This window comes from Delftia sp. WSY_12, from assembly GCF_043104645.1.
Lineage (GTDB): Bacteria > Pseudomonadota > Gammaproteobacteria > Burkholderiales > Burkholderiaceae_C > Comamonas > Comamonas tsuruhatensis.
Genome location: NZ_JBICKW010000012.1, coordinates 418,061 through 438,813, shown reverse-complemented (window position 1 = coordinate 438,813; position 20,753 = coordinate 418,061). Strand labels below are relative to the sequence as shown.

The following is a 20,753-nucleotide window of genomic DNA, read 5'->3' as shown; positions in this document are numbered from 1 at the left end:
CGCTATGCGGCGCGGCTGCCCCGGCTGTCGCTGCTGTCACGGGCCTCGGGCGCAGGAATGCGCACCCGGCTGGCCGGAAAGGTCACCGAAAACTCCGATCCCTGGCCCGGCGCGCTGGTGATGCCCAGCTTGGCACCATGGCGCTGCAGCACATGCTTGACGATGGCCAGGCCCAGGCCCGTGCCGCCGGTATCGCGCGAACGGCTGCGGTCCACGCGGTAAAAGCGTTCCGTCAGGCGTGCCAGGTGCTTGGGCTCGATCCCTGGCCCGGAGTCCTGCACGGCAAAGCGTGCCGATCCATCGGGCAAGGTCTCCCAGGTGACGTCGATGCGCCCGCCTGCCGGTGTGTAGCGCATGGCGTTGGCCAGCAGGTTGGAGAAGGCGCTTTGCAGCTCGGCGCTGGCGCCGGCCACCTCGCCGGCCTGCGCCAGCATCTCGGCCGACGGAAAGCTCAGCGCATGCGGCAGGGATTGCTTGCGCGTCAGCATGGACGACAGGCCGCGCGCCTCGTTTTCGCAGCGCTGCATGAGCTGGGCCACGGGCACCCATTCGTTGCTGCTGGGCAGCGGACTGCCCTCCAGGCGCGACAGCGCCAGCAGGTCTTCCACCAGATGCTGCATGCGCTCGGCCTGCTGGGCCATCAGGCCCAGGTAGCGGTTGCGTTCCTCGGGCTCCAGCGGCAGGTTCTGCAGCGTCTCGACAAAGCCCACGAGCACGGTCAGCGGCGTGCGGATTTCATGCGAGACGTTGGCCACGAAGTCACGGCGCATGGCCTCGGCCTGCTCCACCGCGGTCACATCGCGCGCCAGCAGCAGCTTGCGCCCTTCGCCATAGCCGTACAGTTGCACCGACAGCTTGACGGGGCGCGAGGCCGTGCTTTCGCGGCCCTGCATGACCAGATCGCGCGAGAAATCCTGGGTGGCGAAATAGGCGCTGAACTCGGGGTCGCGCACCAGGTTGCCAATGCTTTGCAGCAGGTCGCGTTCGGCATCGAAGCCGAACTGGCGCGCCGCGATCTGGTTGCACCATTCGATGCGGCCGTCGGCATCCAGCAGGACCACGCCGTTGGGACTGGCCTGCAGGGCAGAAAGAATGTCATTGAGCCGCTGGTCGCCCTGCTGCACCTGCTGCACGCTCTGGCGCAGCCAGCGGCGCATGCGCACGCTGGCTTCTCCCCAGATGCCGCTGAGTTCAGGCGCCTCCCGCAGCTCCGACTGGCGCAGCCAGGACAGCAGGCGCATGGCGTTCCAGCTGTCCACCAGCCACCAGATCCAGCCCGCGCACAACGCACCCGCCAGGGCCGCCACGGCCTGTGACGCCATGCCGGGGCTGGAGGCCGCCATGGCGCCCCACAGCCACCATCCCAGCAATGCGCCCGCGATCTGGGACGCCAACAAGCGAAAACCTCGCCAACCCATACTTGCGCCTTCTTTGCGTTGTATTCGCTGCCTGGGGCAGCGGCGCCCGGGCATGGCCTGCGGGGGCCATGCGTGGATTCATTGGAACGCAGGACCGCCTCAGGCCAGCGCCTGCGCGCTGAGCCGGTAGCCGGCGCCCCGCACCGTTTCGATCAATGCACCGGCCATGCCCAGCGCCTCGCGCAGCCGCTTGACGTGGACGTCCACCGTGCGCTCCTCGATGAAGACGTGATCGCCCCAGACTTTGTCCAGCAACTGGGCACGGCTGTGCACACGCTCGGGGTGCTTCATCAGATAGTGCAGCAGCTTGAACTCGGTGGGGCCCACCTTGATCATGTCGCCCTGCCAGCTCACGCGGTGCGCGGCGGCGTCGAGCACCAGCTCGCCGATGCTGACCTTGTCCTGGATCTGCTCGGGCGCGCGGCGCCGCAGCACGGCACGGATGCGCGCCAGCAGCTCCTGGGTCGAGAAGGGCTTGGTGATGTAGTCATCGGCACCCGCATCGAGCCCCGCCACCTTGTCCGGCTCATCGCCGCGCGCCGTGAGCATCAGGATGGGCACGGCCTTGGTGCGGCTGTCGGCGCGCCACTTGCGCGCCAGGGCCAGACCGCTGGCACCGGGCAGCATCCAGTCAAGCAGGATCACGTCGGGCAGCACGGCATCGAGCTCGCGCTGCGCGGTCACGCCGTCCTCGGCCCAGACCGGCTGGAAGCCGTTGTGCCGCAGGTTGACAGCGATCAGCTCCGCGATGGCGGGCTCGTCCTCGACGATAAGGACCATGGGCATCTTCTTCATCCGTTGTTCGCCTCCGGCACTTACAGCACTGCCGACTCGATGGCATCCATGGTCTGGTGGCGGACATCCTTGCCCTCCACCAGATAGATGATCAGCTCGGCCACATTCTTGGAATGGTCACCGATGCGCTCGATGGCCTTGGCCAGGAACAGCAGGTCCAGGCTGGCGGAGATGGTGCGCGGGTCTTCCATCATGTAGGTGATGAGCTTGCGCACGAAGCCGTCGAACTCCTGGTCGATCAGGTCATCTTCCTTGAGGATGGCCACGGCCGCCTTGGTGTCCAGGCGCGCAAAGGCGTCCAGCGTCTTGCGCAGCAGGCCCGAGGCCATCTCGGCCGCAGTGCGCAGGTCGCCCGTGGGCAGGGAGCGTGCGGCGCCGCTTTCGATGATGGACTTGACCATGCGCGCCATCTTGTGCGCTTCGTCGCCCATGCGCTCCAGGTTGGCCGTGGCCTTGGAGAAGGCGATCAGCAGGCGCAGATCGCGCGCCGTGGGCTGGCGCCGGGCAATGATGGACGACAGTTCGTGGTCGATCTCCACTTCCATGGCATTGACGCGCTTTTCTGCGGCATCGACCTGCTCCACGGCCTCGATGCTGAAGCGCGACAGCGCATAGACGGCCTGGCGGATCTGGGACTCGACCAGACCGCCGAGTTCCATGACGCGCGCCGAGACGCGGTTGAGTTCGCTGTCGAACTGGCTGGAAAGGTGTTTTTCGGTCATCGATGGCTCCTGCTCAGCCGAAGCGGCCGGTGATGTAGTCTTCCGTTTCCTTGCGCTGGGGCTTGAAGAACATCTGCTCGGTGTCTCCGAATTCCACCAGGTCGCCCAGGTACATGTAGGCCGTGTAGTCGCTGCAGCGGGCCGCCTGCTGCATGTTGTGCGTGACGATGACGACGGTGTAGTCGTTCTTCAGTTCGGCAATCAGCTCCTCGATCTTGGCCGTGGAGATCGGGTCCAGGGCCGAGCAGGGCTCGTCGAGCAGCAGCACTTCGGGCTTGATGGCAATGCCGCGTGCAATGCACAGGCGCTGCTGCTGGCCGCCGGACAGGCCCGAGCCGCTTTGCTGCAGCTTGTCCTTGACCTCGCCCCACAGGGCCGCCTTGCGCAGTGCCCATTCCACACGGTCGTCCATGTCGGAGGAGCTGAGGTTTTCAAACAGCTTCACGCCGAAGGCGATGTTGTCGTAGATGGACATGGGAAACGGCGTGGGCTTCTGGAACACCATGCCGACCTTGGCACGGATCAGCGCCACGTCCTGCTTGCTGGTCAGCAGGTTCTCGCCGTCCAGCAAGATCTGGCCTTCGGCGCGCTGCTCGGGATACAGCTCGAACATGCGGTTGAAGGTGCGCAGCAGCGTGGACTTGCCGCAGCCCGACGGGCCGATGAAAGCCGTGACCTTCTTTTCGGGAATGTCCAGGTTGATGCCCTTCAAGGCGTGGAACTTGCCGTAGTAGAAGTTCAGGTCGCGCACCGTCAGCTTGGAAGAGGTCAGCGCGCTGGAAGAGGTCGCAGTCATTGCGGAATCCTTGTCCTGGTTGATTGCTTGTTGCTGCATTACTTCTGGCGTGTCAGGAAACGCGCCAGGATATTGAGACCGAGCACCGCCACGGTGATCAGGAACACACCGGCCCAGGCCAGTTGCTGCCAATTCTCGTAAGGGCTCATCGCGAACTTGAAGATGGTCACCGGCAGGCTGGCCATGGGCTTGGACAGGTCGGCATTCCAGAACTGGTTGTTCAGCGCCGTGAACAGCAGCGGGGCGGTCTCGCCGGCAATGCGGGCCACGGCCAGCAGCACGCCGGTGATCACGCCGGCGCGCGCTGCACGCAGCGTCACCATGATGATGACCTTCCACTTGGGCGTGCCCAGCGCGTAGGCGGCTTCGCGCAGGCTGGCAGGCACCAGCACCAGCATGTTCTCGGTGGTGCGGATGACCACGGGAATCACGATCAGCGCCAGCGCCACCACGCCCGCATAGCCGGAAAAGCTCTTGAAGCGCGCCACGACCACGGTGTAGACGAACAGGCCGATCACGATGGACGGCGCCGACAGCAGGATGTCGTTGACGAAGCGTGTGGTATTGGCCAGCCAGCCACGCGCATCGTATTCAGCCAGGTAGACACCGGCCATCACGCCGATGGGCGTGCCCACGAACGTGGCCAGCGCCACCATGATCAGCGAGCCGAAGATGGCGTTGGCAATGCCACCGGCCTCATTGGGCGGAGGCGTCATCTCGCTGAACAGTGCAAGGCTCAGGCCGCCGATGCCCAGGGTGATGGTCTCCCACAGAATCCAGATCAGCCAGAACACGCCGAAGGCCATGGCAGCCAGGGACAGGGTCAGCGCCACCTGGTTCACACGCTTGCGCTGGGCATACTTGGCCTGGCGCACGCGCGACAGCTCGGCGGCATTGATCATCTTGGTGGAGGTGCTGCTCACGAGCGTGCTCCTTCATTCTTTTGCAGGCGGTTGAGCAGGACCTTGGAGCAAGCCAGCACCACGAAGGTGATGAAGAACAGCACCAGACCCAGATAGATCAGCGAAGCCTGGTGCAAGCCCTCGCCCGCTTCGGCGAACTCGTTGGCCAGGGCCGAGGTGATGCTGTTGGCAGCCTCGAAGACCGACAGCGAGTTGAGCTGGTTCATGTTGCCGATCACGAAGGTCACGGCCATGGTCTCGCCCAATGCACGGCCCAGGCCCAGCATCACGCCGCCGAGCACGCCGGTCTTGGTGTAGGGCAGAACCACCTTCCAGACCACTTCCCAGGTCGTGGAACCCAGGCCATAGGCGGACTCCTTGAGCAGGGCCGGAGTGACCTCGAACACATCGCGCATCACGGAGGCGATGAAGGGAATGATCATGATGGCCAGGATGATGCCGGCCGACAGGATGCCGATGCCCACCGGCGGGCCGGACACGAAGGCCTCCAGATAGGGAACGCCCTGGAACAGCTTTTGCAGTGGCTGCTGCACATAGGTGGACAGCACGGGGCCGAACACCATCAGGCCCCACATGCCGTAGACGATGGAAGGCACGGCGGCCAGCAGCTCCACGGCCGTGCCCAGCGGGCGCTTGAGCCAGGCCGGCGACAGCTCGGTGAGGAACAGCGCGATGCCGAAGCTCACGGGCACCGCAATCAGCAAAGCGATGGCCGAGGTGGCCAGCGTGCCGTAGATCATGACCAGGCCGCCGAATTCGTTGCGAACGGGGTCCCAGACACTGCGGCCGAGGAAACTCAGGCCGTATTCATAGATGGCGGGCCAGGCACCGACCAGCAGCGAGGCCAGGATGGCCAGCAGCAGGCCCAGCGTCAGCAGCGCGGCCAGACGCGCGAGAGCGCCAAACAAGCGATCCGCCACGCGCCCCGACAGCATCGGGGGGCGTAGCGGAGAAGGTGTGCGTCGCTGGGAAGCCTGTGCAGAGGCGGCCAGCGAGTTCGAGGGCGACGTTGTGGACACGTGAGGCGCCTTTATTCGCGGTTTGTGAAGGGATCAGGGGAGCCATGATGCACCTGCCGGCGGTGCGCCATGGTCCCCTTTTCAGGGTTTACTTCAGGGAAATGGCAGTGCCGGAGGTGTCCTTGATCTGGCCCCAGGATTGGAAGATCACGTTCTTGACGGCGTCAGGCATGGGCACGTAGTCCAGGTCGGTGGCGGTCTTGTCGCCGGACTTGTAGGCCCACTCGAAGAACTTCAGCGAGGCAGCGGCCTGTGCAGGCTTGTCCTGGGCCTTGTGCATGATGATGAAGGTGGCCGAGGTGATGGGCCATGCCTCCTTGCCAGGCTGGTTGGTCAGGATCTGGTAGAAGCTCTTGGCCCAGTCGGCACCGGCAGCAGCGGCCTTGAAGGTGGCGTCATCAGGGGACACGAAGGTGCCGCCTGCGGTCTGCAGCTGGGTGTAGGTCAGCTTGTTTTGCTTGACGTAGGCGTACTCGACGTAGCCGATGGAGTTGGGCAGGCGACCCACGAAGGCGGCCACGCCTTCGTTGCCCTTGCCGCCTGCGCCCGTGGGCCAGTTCACGGCCTTGCCTTCGCCAACCTTTTCCTTCCACTCGGCATTGACCTTGGACAGGTAGTTGGTGAAGCCGAAGGTGGTGCCCGAGCCGTCAGCGCGGCGCACGGGAGCGATGGTGGCATCAGGCAGGTTCACGCCCGGGTTCAGGGCCTTGATGGCCTCGTCATTCCACTTGCTGATCTTGCCCAGATAGATGTCGCCCAGCACCTGGCCGGTCAGCTTGAGCTGGCCGGGCTGGATGCCCTTGATGTTGACCACGGGCACGATGCCGCCGATCACGGTGGGAAATTGCACCAGACCCTTCTTGGCCAGTTCTTCATCCTTGAGCGGCTCGTCGGAGGCGCCGAAGTCCACGGTCTTGGCTTCGATCTGCTTGATGCCGGCGCTGGAGCCCACGGACTGGTAGTTGATCTTCACGCCGGTGGCCTTGTTGTAATCCGCAGCCCACTTGGAGTACAGCGGAGCCGGGAAGCTGGCGCCTGCGCCGGTGGCTTCCTGCTGAGCCAGGGCCTGGCCCACGCCGCCCGCAGACAGAGCACCAGCCACCAGAATGTGAATCACAGACAACTTCATGTACAGACCTCTTAGGGGTTGAAAGATGCGATGGCTGGACTGTAAGAAGGCTTTGTGACATTGATGTGACATGGAAAAAAGGCGTCACAAACAGCAGGACTTCCCATGTAAGAACCCGGTCATCGCGATGTCACAATTCCGTCTTAGTCTTGTGTGTCGCACGAGCAGGCACCAGACAGGTGCAGCCCTGCCCCCTCGGACATCGCTGTGCAATCGTGCTCGACGAATCTTGATTGGCGTTTCTTTCATGGCACCAGAATCCCTGCTCGCTGCCGTTGACCTCGGGTCCAACAGCTTTCGCCTCGAAATAGGCCGCGTCGGCAGCCACCAGCGCATAGAGCGCGTGGAATACCTCAAGGAAACCGTGCGCCAGGGCAATGGACTCAACGAGCGCCATGAACTGACTGACGAAGCCATGCAGCGCGGCTGGGACTGCCTGGCACGCTTTGGCGAACGGCTGGCCGGCTTTGCGACCGACCAGGTCCGCGCCGTGGCCACACAGACCCTGCGCGAGGCCCGCAACCGCGATGTCTTCATCGCGCGAGGCAGCACCCTGCTGGGCTTTCCCATCGAAGTCATCTCGGGCGAGGAAGAGGCCCGGCTGATCTATCGCGGCGTCTCCAGCCTGCTGCCGCCATCGTCTCAACGGCGTCTGGTGGTGGACATTGGCGGGCGCTCCACCGAAGTCATCATCGGCCAGCATGGCGAAGCGCGCCAGGTGGCCTCCTACCCCATAGGCAGCGTGGCCTGGAGCACGCAGTTCTTTGGCGAGGGCACGCTGTCGCGCGCGCACTTCTCGGCCGCCATCAAGGCGGCGCAGGCAGCTCTCACCCAGACCGTATCGGCCTATCCAGCCACCGCCTGGGACTGCGCCTATGCATCGTCAGGCACGGCCAACGCCGTGGGAGACATCCTGGCGGCCAACGGCTACTCCGGGCGGCTGATCACGCCCGACAGCCTGCGCTGGCTGCATGAGCAGTTGATGGACGCCGGCCACGTGGACCGCATCCGCCTGGCCGGACTCAAGGAAGACCGGCGAGCCGTCATCGCCGGCGGCCTGAGCATTCTGATGGCCGCCCTGGGCCTGCTGGGCATCGACGAACTGGAGGTTGCACAGGGCGCGCTGCGCCAGGGCGTGCTGCACGATCTGCTGGAACACGAGCCGCCTGCCGACCGCGAAGCCGCCGAGATCGCGGCGCTGCAACAGGACTTCGGCATTGACGCATCCCACGCTCTGCGTGTTCGCAAGGTGGCACGCTGGGCCTGGCAGTCGCTGCAGGCGCAGCAGCCGCCCGATGCACTGGCCACGCACGCACTGGACACGGCTGCCAGCCTGCATGAGATCGGCATGCGCATCTCTCTGAGCGCCTACCACCGCCACGGCGCCTACATCACCGAACACTGCAGTGCCGCCACCTGGCCCGTGGAGCTGCGCGAACGCATCACCCAGCTGGTGCTTGGCCACCAGGGCAAGCTGCGCAAGCTCGAGGCTGCCATCGAGGACCGGGCTGTGGCCTGGCCATTGCTGGCGCTGCGCCTGGCCGTGCAGCTGTGCCACGCCCGGCGCGATCCCGATCTGCAGGGCATGCGCCTGCACCGCTCGGACAGCGTCTTTCACCTGACCGTGCCGGAAGGCTGGACCAGGAGCTACCCCCAGTCCGCCCAGTTGCTGCGCACCGAAGCCGTGGCTTGGCAGAAGACGCCCTGGACGCTGCAGTTGCATCTGCACTGAACGCCGAACGTCTCCGGCTGCCGCAGCGACAAGCAAAAAGCCCTGCCAGCGCAATGCGTTGGCGGGGCTTTTTCGATTGCACAGGGCAGGCGCGCGGCGCCCTGACAGGATATGCGGCTCAGGCCCGAGGGCCGTAACGCTCCATCAAGGCGTTCTGCGCCCCCAGGCCCGTGGTCGGATAGGGTGCGCGCTGGTAGGCGCCATTGGCTTCCAGCGTCCAGGCGTCGCGGTTGTCATGCAGGCTGGCGACAAGACATTCGTCTATCACCTGCTGGCGCAACGCCGGATCGCGCACAGGCCAGGCCAGCTCCACCCGGCGCATCATGTTGCGGTTCATCCAGTCCGCACTGGACAGCAGCAGTTCCTGCTGATTGCCCCAGGCGAAGTAGAAGACGCGCGAATGCTCCAGGAAGCGGCCGATGATGGAGCGCACGCGGATGTTGTCCGTCCAGCCCTTGCGCTGCGGCGGCAGCATGCAGGCGCTGCGCACGATGAGATCGATGCGTGCGCCCTGCTGACCGGCACGCACCAGGGCCTGCATGAGCAGTTCGTCAGTCAGCGCATTCATCTTCAGCACAATCCGCGCCTCTTCGCCGCGCTGTGCGGCCTCGCCCACCTGGGCAATCAGCGCCAGCATGCGATCGTGCAGCTGGAACGGTGCAATCACAAGCTGGTGCAGCTTGGGCAAGCGGTTGTGGCTGGACAGGTGGCTGAATACGGCATCCATATCGGCCGTGATCTGTGCATCGCAGGTCAGTTGGCTGATGTCCGTGTACAGGCGCGCCGTGCGCACGTTGTAATTGCCGGTGGACAGGTGCCCATAGCGCTTGAGCTGACCGCTGCGCTTTTCGCGCCGGGTAATCAGCAGCATCTTGGCGTGCGTCTTCAGGCCCAGCACGCCGTAGACCACCTGGGCGCCCAAGGCCTCCAGCTTCTCGGCGGAGTTGATGTTGGCCTCTTCGTCAAAGCGGGCCTTGAGTTCCAGCACGGCCAGCACTTCCTTGCCGCGGCGAACCGCCTCGGCCAGCAGCTGCATGATCTCGGAGTCCGACCCCGTGCGGTAGATGGTCTGCTTGATGGCCAGCACCTCAGGGTCATTGACGGCTTCGCGCAGCAGCTCCAGCACGCCGTCGAAGCTCTCGAAGGGCTGGTGGATCAGCACATCACGCTTGCGGATCTGGGCCATCACCGAGCGGCCCGGCTGCAGCTGGCGCGGCCATGCCGGACGCCAAGGCGGAAACAGCAGCGCGGGGTCATCGACCAGATCCACCAGCTGCGACTGGCGCACCAGGTTCACGGGCCCCTTGACGCGGAACAGTGCCTCGGTCGGCAGGCCGAACTGGCCCAGCAGCAGGTCGGACAGCATGGGCGAGCAGGCAAAGGACACCTCCAGCCTCACCGCCTGGCCGTAGTGGCGATGGTGCAGACCCTGGCGCAGGGCCGTGCGCAGGTCGCTGACGTCTTCCTCATCCACTGCCAGGTCCGAATGGCGCGTGACACGGAATTGCGCAAACTCCGCCACCTCACGCCCCGGGAACAACTCGACGAGATGAGCACGCACGATGCTGGAGATGCTCACGAACAGGCGCTGCTTGCCCGCGATCTTCTCGGGCAGGCGCACTAGGCGCGGCAAGACACGCGGCACCTTGACGATGGCCACCTCGTTGGCACGGCCAAAGGCATCGACACCTTTGAGGCGCACGATGAAGTTCAGCGCCTTGTTGGCCACCTGGGGGAATGGATGGGATGGGTCCAGGCCCACGGGCATGAGCAGCGGCTGGACTTCGCGCAGGAAGTACTCGCGCACCCATTTGCGCTGGGCGCTGCTGCGCTCGCCATGGGATACCACGCGTATGCCCTGCCCCGCAAAGGCGGGAATCAGTGACTGGTTGTACAGCGTGTATTGGCGCAATACCAGCTCATGCGCCTTGTCCATCAGCGAGCGGAAGCTCTGCAGGGTGTACAGGCCCTTGGCGTCGCCGGCCTTGGCGGCCGTCACATGCGGGGCGCAACGCACCTCGAACCATTCGTCGAGATTCGAGGAGACGATGCACAGATAGCGCAAACGCTCCAGCAGCGGCACATCTTCACGCACGGCCCAGTCCAGCACGCGCTCATTGAAGGCCAGGATGCAATGGTCACGGTCAAGAAACTGTTGCTGCTGCTCTTGCACTTCACCGCTTTCGGCTGTGGCGTGCAGTCCAGTGTATTCGGGGGCGGGAAGCCTTGCAGAAGAAGCAGAGGCAGAAGCCGCAATGGCCTGGCCCTGCAGCTCCGACAAGGCGGTGGAGAGGCTTTTCGCCAGAGGCATCATCGGGACATTCAGGGGTGCAGAGACGGGTATGGGAGCTGTCTGGCGGGCCATGCCCAGCGAAGCCGGCCCTGCGGGCACGGCACGCGCTCCCTGTTCATGTTCTGGTTCGGCAGGTGCGGCAGAGGCGCCACCGGGAATCGGCGTGAATGTCTGGGGCATGGATGCAGGGGCCCGGCCTGGGCAGGACCCGGTAGTCACCCCGCTAGCCGGGGATTCGGGCAGTCTGCCCCGGATTTGTGACATGTTCATGACATGCATTCCTCTGTTCATGACATCTGTCATACAAGCCAAGCCAGGCGCAAGCAACGGCGCAGAAACCGTCACGCAAAAGTCATGACCCAGTCACACCGGCACGAGAGCGACGCGAGATCGCCGGGGTGCTAAGCTAGCTGCCTTCCCCTGGATGCCGTTGGCTGCTGCAAACCTGCCGCAGCCGTGCCGTCGTCCGCCTTTCGCGCATGCCCTCTTCCAATCCCCCCGAAAGCCGCCTGGCCGCCATCGACATTGGCTCCAACAGCTGCCTGCTGGCCATGGCCCGCAGCGACGGCGCAAAGGTACAGCTGCTCAGCCATCGCAAGGAAGCCATACGCCTGGGCAGCGCCCTCGACGCCCAGGGCGCCTTGAGCCTGGAGGCCATGCAGCGCGGCTGGGCCTGCCTGGAGCGCTATGCGCAGGTGCTGGGTGATTTGCCCCGCCACCGCGTACGTGCAGTGGCCACGCAGACGCTGAGAGAGGCATCGAATCGCCAGATCTTCCTGGACGAAGGCCAGCGCATCCTGGGCTGCCCCATCGAGGTCATTGACGGCGAGGAGGAAGCACGCCTGATCTATCGCGGCGTCGCCCAGTTGCTGCCGCCCGGCGCCCAGCGGAGGCTGGTGGTGGACATCGGCGGCCGCTCGACCGAGCTGTGCCTGGGTCAGCAGCGGCAAGTACTGCAGGCACGCTCCTTCGCCTTCGGCAGCGTGACCTGGGCCTTGCGCCACTTCCCCGATGGCGAGCTGTCGGCCCAGGCCCTGTCCCAGGCCGAAGCAGCCGTGGCCGACATCATTGCGCCCGAAGCAGGACTTTTCGCTGCCGGGCAATGGAGCCATGCCTATGGCTCCTCGGGCACGGCCGGTGCCATTGTCAAGGTCCTGGCCCATGCGCCCGGGGGCACGGCCGGCTGGATCACGCGGCAGGGGCTGGACTGGCTGCATGCGCAGTTGCTGCGCGCAGGCCATGTCGACCGTGTGAACATGGACGGACTCAAGGAAGAGTTGCGCCCCATGATCGGCGGCGGCATGAGCGTGATGCGGGGCATCTTCTCCAGCCTGGGCATCGAGCGCATGCGCGTCACGCACGGAGCCCTGCGCCATGGCGTGCTCTATGAATTGGCCCACAAGCTCGATGCGCAGTCCAAGGGCCGGCAACGACAGTCCACCGGCACCTGAAAACCAAGGCCCTGCCCTCGCCAGGGAACGACAAAATGCTGTTTTGCGCGCAAGTGCTACACTTTGTAAGTTCCCCCTCATCCCTTTACCACCGCCCTAACGCTTCGCCATGTCCGCGCCGACGATTGCGTACGACCCTGTACTCGAACGTCCGTCTTCGATGATGGCGGCGTCGCTGCAGCGCAGCCTGCGCGAGCAGCAGGCACTGCTCGACAATGCCGGCGTGGGCATCGTCTTCATCCGCCAGCGCGTCATCGTCCGATGCAACCAGTGCTATGCCGACATCTTCGGCTACGCGGGCGAGCATGCGCTGGTCGGCATCAACAGCGAGCACCTGCACCCCAGCCGCGACGAGCTGCGCAGCCTGGGGCGCGAGGCCTATCGCACGCTGAGCGCGGGCCTGTCCTTTCGCACGCAGCGCCGCCTGCGCCGCAAGGATGGCAGCCTGTTCTGGGGTGAACTGACGGGCCGGCTCATCAATCCGGGCGATGCACGCGAAGGCTCCATCTGGATCGTCAGCGACATCGACGACCGTCTGCGCGCCCAGCAGGCCCTGAGCCAGGCCCACGAACTGCTGGAGCAGCAGGTGCGCGACCGCACACGCGAACTCAGCGCCACGGTGGAGAACCTGCACCGCGAGATCGCCGACCGCAAGCTGGACCAGGAACGCATCTACTGGATGGCGCACTACGACGCGCTCACCGGCCTGCCCAACCGCACGCTGCTGGCCGAGCGCAGCGCCCGCGCCATCGAGCTGGCCAAGGTCAACGACACGCCGCTGGCCGTGATGTTCCTGGACCTGGACCATTTCAAGCATGTCAATGATTCGCTGGGCCATCGCGTGGGCGATGCCCTGCTGGTGGAGATTGCCCGCCGCCTGCGTGCCGTCGTGCGCGACCGCGATACGGTGGCCCGCATCGGCGGCGACGAATTTGTGCTGCTGCTGCCCGGCGCCAATGCCCAGGGTGCGGCCCGCGTGGCAGGCAAGCTGCAGGAGGCGTCGCGCCAGGCCTACCAGATCGACCGCCACGAACTGACCATTGCGCCGTCCATGGGCATCGCGCTGTACCCGCGCGACGGCCACGACATCGACTCGCTGACACAGGCCGCCGATGCGGCCATGTACCACGCCAAGCAGGCCGGCCGCAACACCTACCGCTTCTTCACTCCGCAGATGCAGGCCCAGTCCCTGCGCGCCCTGCAGCTGGAGAACGCCTTGCGGCGGGCGCTGGAACGCAATCAGCTGTATCTGCATTACCAGCCGCAGATCACCCTGAGCACCGGACGCGTGCGCAGCGTGGAGGCACTGCTGCGATGGGAGCACCCCGAGCTGGGCTCGGTTTCGCCCGCGGAGTTCATCCCCGTCGCCGAGGATAGCGGCCAGATCCTGCAGATCGGCGAATGGGTGCTGCGCAGCGCCATGCAGCAACTGCAGGCCTGGCGCAATGCGGGGCTGCGGGACCTGAAGGTGGCCGTGAACCTGTCGGCCATCCAGTTCCACCAGCAGCAACTGCCCGAAATCATCAACCGCATCCTGCTCGACAGCGACCTGCCGGCCGATTCTCTGGAGCTGGAGCTGACCGAGGGCGTGGCCATCCATGATCCGCGCCAGGCCACGGCCACCATGGACCGGCTGCGCGAGCATGGCGTGCGCCTGGCCATGGATGACTTCGGCACCGGCTATTCATCCCTGAGCCAGCTCAAGCGCTTTCAGATCTACAAACTCAAGATCGACCAGTCCTTCATCCAGGACCTGGACCACGACAGCAATGACCGCGCCATAGTCAGCGCCATCATCCGCATGGCCCAGGCCCTGGGCATGCAGACCACGGCCGAAGGCGTGGAAACGGAGGCGCAGCTGGAGTTCCTGCGCGAGCAAGGCTGCGATGAAGCCCAGGGCTACCATTTCAGCCGCCCGCTGCCGCCCCAGGCGCTGGAGGCCTTTCTGCGCAGCCAGGGCTGAACGGCTCACCGCGCCACGGTCTGCAGACGAAAAAGCCGAAGACTGCAGCTTCGGCTTTCCATGGCAGAGAACGTGCCGCCCGCCGCTCAGGGCATGGGTGAATTCTTCGCCACGCTGGCCAGGCGCTCGGCGCAGCGGCTGGCCTGGTCGCCATCGCGTGCCTCCACCATCACGCGCAGCAAAGGCTCGGTGCCGCTGGCGCGGATAAGCACGCGCCCCGTATCGCCCAATTCGGCCTTGACGGCCTCGGTGGCTTCCTCCAGCTGGGTGTTGCGCTTCCAGTCCTGGCCCGGCTGCAGCCGCACGTTGAGCAATACTTGGGGAAACAGCTGGACCGAAGACAGCCACTGCGACAGGCTCTTGCCCGAACGCACGCAGGCCTGCAGCACCTGCAGCGCGCTGACCAGGCCATCGCCCGTGGTGTGCTTGTCCAGCGCCAGCAGATGGCCAGAGCCCTCGCCCCCCAATGTCCAGCCCTGGCGGTGCAGCTCCTCCAGCACATAGCGGTCGCCGACCTTGGCGCGCACAAAGCCCACACCCTGGGACTTCAGCGCCACCTCCACGGCCATATTGGTCATCAGTGTGCCCACGGCGCCCGGCACGGCCTCGCCACGCGCCAGCCGGTCGGCCGCCATCAGGTACAGCAGTTCGTCGCCGTTGTAGAGCCGGCCTGCCGCATCGACCAGCAGCAGCCGGTCGGCATCACCATCCAGCGCCACGCCGAAGTCGGCCTTGTTCGCTCGCACGGCCAGCACCAGGGCCTCGGGATGGGTGGCACCCACGCCTTCGTTGATGTTCAATCCATCGGGCGCACAGCCAATGGCCACCACATCGGCCCCCAGTTCATGGAAGACCTTGGGGGCGATCTGGTAGGCCGCGCCATGGGCCGCATCGACCACGATCTTCACACCCTTGAGCGTGAGCGCATGGTCGAAGGTGCTCTTGCAGAACTCGATGTAGCGCCCTGCCGCGTCTTCAAGGCGCCGGGCCTTTCCCAGAGCGGCAGAGTCGACCCATACGGGATCTTCGGTCAAGGCCTGCTCGACCTCTTCCTCCCAGGCATCGGGCAGCTTGGTGCCCTGTGCGCTGAAGAACTTGATGCCGTTGTCGTAATAAGGGTTGTGGCTGGCGCTGATGACCACGCCCAGGCTGGCGCGCTGGGCGCGCGTCAGATAGGCCACGCCCGGCGTGGGCAGGGGGCCCAGCAGCATCACGTCCACGCCGGCAGAGTTGAACCCGGACTCCAGCGCGCTCTCCAGCATGTAGCCCGAGATCCGCGTGTCCTTGCCGATCAGCACCATGGGACGGGCTTCCTTGCGCCGCAGCACACGGCCCACGGCATGCGCCAGACGCAGCGCGAAGTCGGGGGTGATGGGCGAACGGCCCACCAGGCCGCGAATTCCATCGGTACCAAAATATGTGCGTGCCATAGTGCTCCTTTGTTGTTCAGTCGTTGTCGTGCATGGTCTGCCAGACCGTCAATGCCGCCACCGTATCGGCCACGTCGTGCACGCGCACCACGCGCGCGCCACGCTCCACCGCCAGCAGTGCCGCCGCCACGCTGGGCACCATGCGCTGGCCCTGTGGACGGCCACTGACCTGCCCGAGCGAGCCCTTGCGCGACCAGCCGGCCAGCAGCGGGAAGTCTAGGCCCAGCAATTCATGCTGGCGTGCAAGCAGCGAAAAATTCTGTGCCACGCTTTTGCCGAAGCCGATGCCGTAGTCCCAGACAATGCGCTCGCGCGCCACGCCCCGGGCCAGCAGGGCATCGCTGTGCAACTGCAGGAAATCGCGCACGGCGGGCACGGCATCGCCTTGCATGGGCATGGTCTGCATGTCCTGCGGCGTGCCATGCATGTGCATGAGACAGATGCCGCAGCTCGGGTGCGCAGCCACCACCTGCTGCGCACCCGGCTGGCGCAGCGCCCAGATGTCATTGACGATGTCGGCCCCCAGATCCAGCACGGCCTGCATGACCTCGGGCTTGTAGGTATCGACGGAGACAGGCACGCCCAGTTGCACCGCGCCCTGCACCACGGGCAGCACGCGCCGCAATTCCTCGTCCAGCGGCACGGCTGGTGATCCGGGCCTGGTGGACTCGCCACCGATGTCGAGGATGTGCGCGCCTTCACCGATCAGTTGCTCTGCATGCCGCAAGGCCTGCTCCACCGTGTTGTGCCGCCCGCCGTCGGAAAACGAGTCGGGCGTCACATTGACGATGCCCATGACCAGTGGACGCTGAAGGTCTAGAACAAAGCGCGATGTCTGCCATTGATGCGGCATGGGATTTCCTGAAGGTAGGCGCCTGCCGGACCGGGTCCATCGCTCGGCCGTTGCGGGCGATTGAGCACATCCTGCAAGCAAAGCAAAAGGGCCCCTCGGGGCCCTTTGCATGGGATTGGCAGATTCTGCGGCAAGCAGATCAGGCCGTGGTGGGCGCAGGGTCGGCATCCACTGCCGGCGTGCCGCCGGACGAGTTGCCACCGTCGGACGACGGCGGGTTGCGCGGCACCCAGTCCTTGGGAGGACGCGGCTCACGGCCGGCCATGATGTCATCGAGTTGCTCGGCGTCGATGGTTTCCCAGTCGAGCATGGCCTTGGCCATGGCATGCATCTTGTCGGAGTTGTCCTCGATCAGCTTGCGCGCCAGTCCGTACTGCTCGTCGATGATGCGGCGAACCTCCTGGTCCACCTTCTGCATCGTCTGCTCGCTCATGCTGTTGGTCTTGCTCATCGAGCGGCCCAGGAAAGGCTCGCCTTCCTGCTCCGCATAGACCATGGGACCCAGCGCGTCGGTCATGCCGTAGCGGGTGACCATGTCGCGTGCGATCTGCGTGGCCCGCTCGAAGTCGTTGCTCGCGCCCGTGGTCATCTGGTTCATGAACACTTCTTCGGCAATGCGTCCACCGAACAGCATGGCGATCTGGTTGAGCATGAACTCCTTGTCGTAGGAGTAGCGGTCCTTCTCGGGCAGGCTCATGGTCACGCCCAGCGCACGGCCGCGCGGGATGATGGTGACCTTGTGCACGGGATCGCACTTGGGCAGCAGCTTGCCGATCAGTGCGTGGCCTGCCTCGTGGTAGGCCGTGTTGCGGCGCTCTTCCTCGGGCATGACCATGCTCTTGCGCTCGGGACCCATGATGATCTTGTCCTTGGCCTTCTCGAAGTCCTGCATCTCGACGGTGCGCGCATTGCGGCGCGCGGCCATCAGGGCTGCTTCGTTGCAGAGGTTGGCCAGATCGGCTCCCGACATGCCGGGCGTGCCGCGGGCGATCACGCCCGGATTCACGTCCTGGCCGACAGGGATCTTGCGCATGTGCACATTGAGGATCTGCTCGCGGCCGCGGATATCGGGCAGCGTCACATACACCTGGCGGTCGAAACGGCCGGGGCGCAGCAGCGCCGCATCCAGGATGTCGGGACGGTTGGTCGCAGCCACGACGATCACGCCGAGGTTGGTCTCGAAGCCGTCCATCTCGACCAGCATCTGGTTCAGGGTCTGTTCACGCTCATCGTTGCCACCGCCCAGGCCTGCGCCGCGCTGGCGGCCCACGGCGTCGATTTCATCGATGAAGATGATGCAGGGTGCGTTCTTCTTGGCGTTCTCGAACATGTCGCGCACACGGGCAGCGCCCACGCCCACGAACATTTCCACGAAGTCGGAACCCGAGATGCTGAAGAACGGGACCTTGGCCTCGCCCGCAATGGACTTGGCCAACAAGGTCTTGCCGGTACCCGGAGGCCCGACCAGCAGCAGGCCACGCGGAATGCGGCCGCCGAGCTTCTGGAACTTGTTGGGGTCCTTCAGGAAGTCCACGACTTCCTTGACCTCTTCCTTGGCTTCGTCGCAGCCTGCGACGTCGGCAAAGGTAACGGTGTTGTTGTTCTCGTCCAGCATGCGCGCCTTGCTCTTGCCGAAGCTGAAAGCACCGCCCTTGCCGCCGCCCTGCATCTGGCGCATGAAGTACACCCACACGCCGATCAACAGCAGCATGGGCCCCCAGCTGACGAGCAGGGTCATGAGGACCGAGCCTTCTTCGCGGGGCTTGACGTCGAACTTGACGTTGTTGTTGATCAGGTCACCCACGAGCCCGCGATCCAGGTAGGTGGCGGTGGTGCGCACCTTGCGGTCATCGTTGGTCGTGGCCACGATCTCGGTGCCGCCGGGGCTTTCCTGGATGGTGGCGCTCTTGATGCGATTGCTTCGCACCTCTTCCAGGAACTCGGAGTAACCGACATGGGACGCGCCAGCGCCGCCACGGGTGTCAAATTGCTTGAACACCGTAAACAGCACCATGGCGATGACCAGCCAGACGGCAATTTTTGAAAACCACTGATTGTTCAAGCGGGGCTCCAATGGGGGATACAGATAAAACGACTTCCAGCGTGCTCGAAGCGTATTTGCGGTCCATTTTAGGTGTTTCAAGCTGGCTGGTCGCCTATATCCCTCTATAGCAGCCATAGCTTGAATACGGTCTTGACCCGGGTCAGGGCAGCGCCGGGCGGCTGCACAGGCCTACTTGAGCCCCATGCCCACCAAAAACGTCTCCGAAGACTTGTCACGCGAGGACTTGGGCTTGATCGGCTTGACCACCTTGAAGGTCTGCCGGAACAGCGCAACCAGGTCATCGTAGGCCCCGCCGTGGAAGAGCTTCACGACCAAGGCGCCTTCAGGTTTCATATGGTGGATGGAAAAATCAACCGCCAGTTCGACCAGCAGCGCAATGCGCGCCGCATCCGTCGTGCCGTTGCCCGACAGGTTGGGAGCCATGTCGGAGACCACCACGTCGGCCTTGCCCCCGCCCAGGGCCTCCTGGAGCTGGGCCAGAACCGGCTCCTCGCGGAAATCGCCCTGGATGTACTGCACGCCCTCAATGGGCTCCATGGGCAGCAGATCCAGCGAGATGATGCGGCCGTTGAGAGCGCCGACGGCCGCCCCGTTGGGCGACAGGCAACGGCGCACATACTGGCTCCAAGCCCCGGGTGCGCAGCCCAGGTCCACCACCGTGGCACCCGGCCGGATGAGCTTGAGCTGCTCGTCGATCTCCTTGAGTTTGTAGGCCGCGCGCGCGCGGTAGCCGTCCTTCTGGGCGGCCTTGACGTAAGGATCGTTGACGTGGCTGTTGAGCCAAGCCTTGTTGACCTTCTTGCTTTTTGTGTTGACTTTCATGCTGGATTCTTTCAGCCTCGATAATACGGCCATGCCCCAAATTCAATTGACTCCCGCCGAGCGCCGGGAACACCGCGCCAACGCACACCACCTGGACCCCGTGGTCCTCATCGGGGGTGACGGCCTGACGGCTGCCGTGCAAAAGGAGGTCAACGCCGGCCTTAACGCACATGGCCTGATCAAGGTCCGTGTCTTCAACGACGACCGCGCCGCACGCGAGCAGATGTATCTGCAGCTGTGCGACGAGCTTGGCGCTGCACCCATTCAGCACATCGGCAAGCTGCTGGTGCTCTGGCGCCCCATGCCGGAAAAGGAAAAAGCCATCGACGAGAACCGCATGCCCGGCCCTCGCGATGTCAAGCTGCTCAAGTTCAGCAAGCGCTCGGGCCAGAAGCCCGAGGTCAAGCAGATCCGCGTGCTGGGCAACCAGCGCCTGACGGCAGGTGGCCAGGTCAAGCGCGCCAAGCCCAAGCAGAAGTCGGTCAAGAAGCGTCAGGCAGACTGAGTCCGCCGCATCCATGACCGTAGCATCCCATGCCGCCAGCGTGGCCCAGGCCGCGCAACCGCCCTCCGCCTCCCCCTCTGCGCAGCAGCGCTTCGTGATCTGCATGAAGTGGGGCAAGAAGTACGGTCCGGAGTATGTCAACAGGCTCTACGCCATGGTGCGTCGGCATCTGAAGGGCGATTTTCGCCTTGTCTGCCTGACCGATGACGGCGTGGGGATTCGCGACGAGGTCGAATGCCTGCCGATTCCTCCGCTGAACCTGCCCGCGGGCATTCCGGAGCGTGGTTGGAACAAGCTGGCCACCTTCAGTGCCGACCTGCACGGCCTGCGCGGCACGGCGCTGTTTCTTGACGTGGACGTGGTCATCACCGGGCCGCTGGACGTTTTTTTCACCGAGCCCGGCGAATTCCTGATCATCCACGACTACAAGCGTCCGTGGCGCATCACGGGCAATTCCTCGGTGTACCGCTTCGAGCTCGGTGCCCACCCCGAGGTGCTGGACTACTTCCGCACGCATTTCGAAGAGATACGCCGCAACTTTCGCAATGAGCAGGCCTATCTGTCCGACATGCTGCACAAGCAGGGCAAGCTCAAGTACTGGCCGCAGGCCTGGTGCCCCAGCTTCAAGTACCACTGCATTCCCGCATGGCCGACGAACTACTGGAAGCCGCCCTTCGTGCCGGATGGTGCGCGCGTGGTGATCTTCCACGGCGAATGCAACCCGCCTGACGCGTTGGCCGGCCGGCGCAATCGGCGCTTTCGCTATATCCGGCCTGCCACCTGGGTGGCCGAGCACTGGCACGAGTGAGCAGCTCGACCCACAAAAAAACGCCCGCG

The 20,753-nt window shown here is 64.9% G+C and carries 17 protein-coding genes; 5 read left to right on the top strand and 12 right to left on the bottom strand.

Annotation, left to right across the window (positions count from 1 at the left end):
- Positions 1–2: 2 nt before the first annotated feature.
- The 7 genes from phoR to pstS form a co-directional block, all read right to left on the bottom strand.
- Positions 3–1,397 (bottom strand): phosphate regulon sensor histidine kinase PhoR, encoded by a 1,395-nt coding sequence (phoR, locus tag ACF8LI_RS07475; RefSeq protein WP_016447456.1) that lies wholly within the window; start codon positions 1,395–1,397, stop codon positions 3–5.
- 120 nt (positions 1,398–1,517) lie between these two features.
- A complete protein-coding gene (phoB, locus tag ACF8LI_RS07470) occupies positions 1,518–2,213 on the bottom strand; it encodes a phosphate regulon transcriptional regulator PhoB (RefSeq protein WP_016447457.1) in 696 nt (231 codons plus the stop codon).
- A gap of 20 nt (positions 2,214–2,233) precedes the next feature.
- The gene (gene phoU, locus ACF8LI_RS07465; RefSeq protein ID WP_016447458.1) at positions 2,234–2,935 is read right to left on the bottom strand and encodes a phosphate signaling complex protein PhoU; all 702 of its coding nucleotides are present in this window, start codon (positions 2,933–2,935) and stop codon (positions 2,234–2,236) included.
- Positions 2,936–2,948: 13 nt separating this feature from the next.
- Positions 2,949–3,731, bottom strand: a complete 783-nt coding sequence (pstB, locus tag ACF8LI_RS07460) for a phosphate ABC transporter ATP-binding protein PstB (protein WP_016447459.1) — start codon at positions 3,729–3,731, stop codon at positions 2,949–2,951.
- A 38-nt stretch (positions 3,732–3,769) separates the two neighbouring features.
- Positions 3,770–4,633, bottom strand: a complete 864-nt coding sequence (gene pstA / locus ACF8LI_RS07455; RefSeq protein ID WP_034347746.1) for a phosphate ABC transporter permease PstA — start codon at positions 4,631–4,633, stop codon at positions 3,770–3,772.
- A 17-nt stretch (positions 4,634–4,650) separates the two neighbouring features.
- Positions 4,651–5,589 carry a phosphate ABC transporter permease subunit PstC gene (gene pstC / locus ACF8LI_RS07450; protein WP_016447461.1) on the bottom strand — a complete coding sequence of 313 codons (939 nt, stop codon included), beginning with the start codon at positions 5,587–5,589 and terminating at the stop codon, positions 4,651–4,653.
- Between the two features lie 172 nt (positions 5,590–5,761).
- Positions 5,762–6,802 (bottom strand): phosphate ABC transporter substrate-binding protein PstS, encoded by a 1,041-nt coding sequence (gene pstS / locus ACF8LI_RS07445; RefSeq protein WP_016447462.1) that lies wholly within the window; start codon positions 6,800–6,802, stop codon positions 5,762–5,764.
- A 247-nt stretch (positions 6,803–7,049) separates the two neighbouring features.
- Between pstS and ACF8LI_RS07440 the strand changes: the two genes are divergently transcribed.
- Positions 7,050–8,534, top strand: coding sequence for a Ppx/GppA phosphatase family protein (locus tag ACF8LI_RS07440; protein ID WP_046984522.1), 1,485 nt, complete (start codon positions 7,050–7,052; stop codon positions 8,532–8,534).
- Positions 8,535–8,652: 118 nt separating this feature from the next.
- On the opposite strand, the gene ppk1 is transcribed toward ACF8LI_RS07440, so the two are convergent.
- A complete protein-coding gene (gene ppk1 / locus ACF8LI_RS07435; protein ID WP_047473911.1) occupies positions 8,653–11,097 on the bottom strand; it encodes a polyphosphate kinase 1 in 2,445 nt (814 codons plus the stop codon).
- Between the two features lie 209 nt (positions 11,098–11,306).
- On the opposite strand from ppk1, the gene ACF8LI_RS07430 reads away from it, so the two are divergent.
- Both ACF8LI_RS07430 and ACF8LI_RS07425 read left to right on the top strand, forming a co-directional pair.
- Positions 11,307–12,278 (top strand): Ppx/GppA family phosphatase, encoded by a 972-nt coding sequence (locus ACF8LI_RS07430; RefSeq protein ID WP_043792290.1) that lies wholly within the window; start codon positions 11,307–11,309, stop codon positions 12,276–12,278.
- A gap of 109 nt (positions 12,279–12,387) precedes the next feature.
- Entirely contained in the window at positions 12,388–14,241 is a 1,854-nt protein-coding gene (locus ACF8LI_RS07425) for an EAL domain-containing protein (protein WP_016447466.1), read from the top strand.
- 86 nt (positions 14,242–14,327) lie between these two features.
- Here ACF8LI_RS07425 and glmM read toward each other — a convergent pair whose 3' ends face one another.
- From glmM to ACF8LI_RS07405, 4 genes are all read right to left on the bottom strand, one after another.
- Positions 14,328–15,671 carry a phosphoglucosamine mutase gene (glmM, locus tag ACF8LI_RS07420; RefSeq protein ID WP_016447467.1) on the bottom strand — a complete coding sequence of 448 codons (1,344 nt, stop codon included), beginning with the start codon at positions 15,669–15,671 and terminating at the stop codon, positions 14,328–14,330.
- 16 nt (positions 15,672–15,687) lie between these two features.
- Entirely contained in the window at positions 15,688–16,524 is an 837-nt protein-coding gene (folP, locus tag ACF8LI_RS07415) for a dihydropteroate synthase (protein ID WP_392414459.1), read from the bottom strand.
- 139 nt (positions 16,525–16,663) lie between these two features.
- Entirely contained in the window at positions 16,664–18,586 is a 1,923-nt protein-coding gene (gene ftsH / locus ACF8LI_RS07410; protein ID WP_016447469.1) for an ATP-dependent zinc metalloprotease FtsH, read from the bottom strand.
- Positions 18,587–18,757: 171 nt separating this feature from the next.
- Complete coding sequence (locus ACF8LI_RS07405; RefSeq protein ID WP_016447470.1) at positions 18,758–19,411, bottom strand: RlmE family RNA methyltransferase; 654 nt, start codon at positions 19,409–19,411, stop codon at positions 18,758–18,760.
- 31 nt (positions 19,412–19,442) lie between these two features.
- Here ACF8LI_RS07405 and ACF8LI_RS07400 point away from each other — a divergent pair, with 31 nt between their 5' ends.
- Positions 19,443–19,916, top strand: a complete 474-nt coding sequence (locus ACF8LI_RS07400) for a YhbY family RNA-binding protein (protein WP_012206726.1) — start codon at positions 19,443–19,445, stop codon at positions 19,914–19,916.
- A gap of 13 nt (positions 19,917–19,929) precedes the next feature.
- Complete coding sequence (locus tag ACF8LI_RS07395) at positions 19,930–20,724, top strand: glycosyltransferase (protein ID WP_392414458.1); 795 nt, start codon at positions 19,930–19,932, stop codon at positions 20,722–20,724.
- The last annotated feature ends 29 nt before the right edge of the window (positions 20,725–20,753 follow it).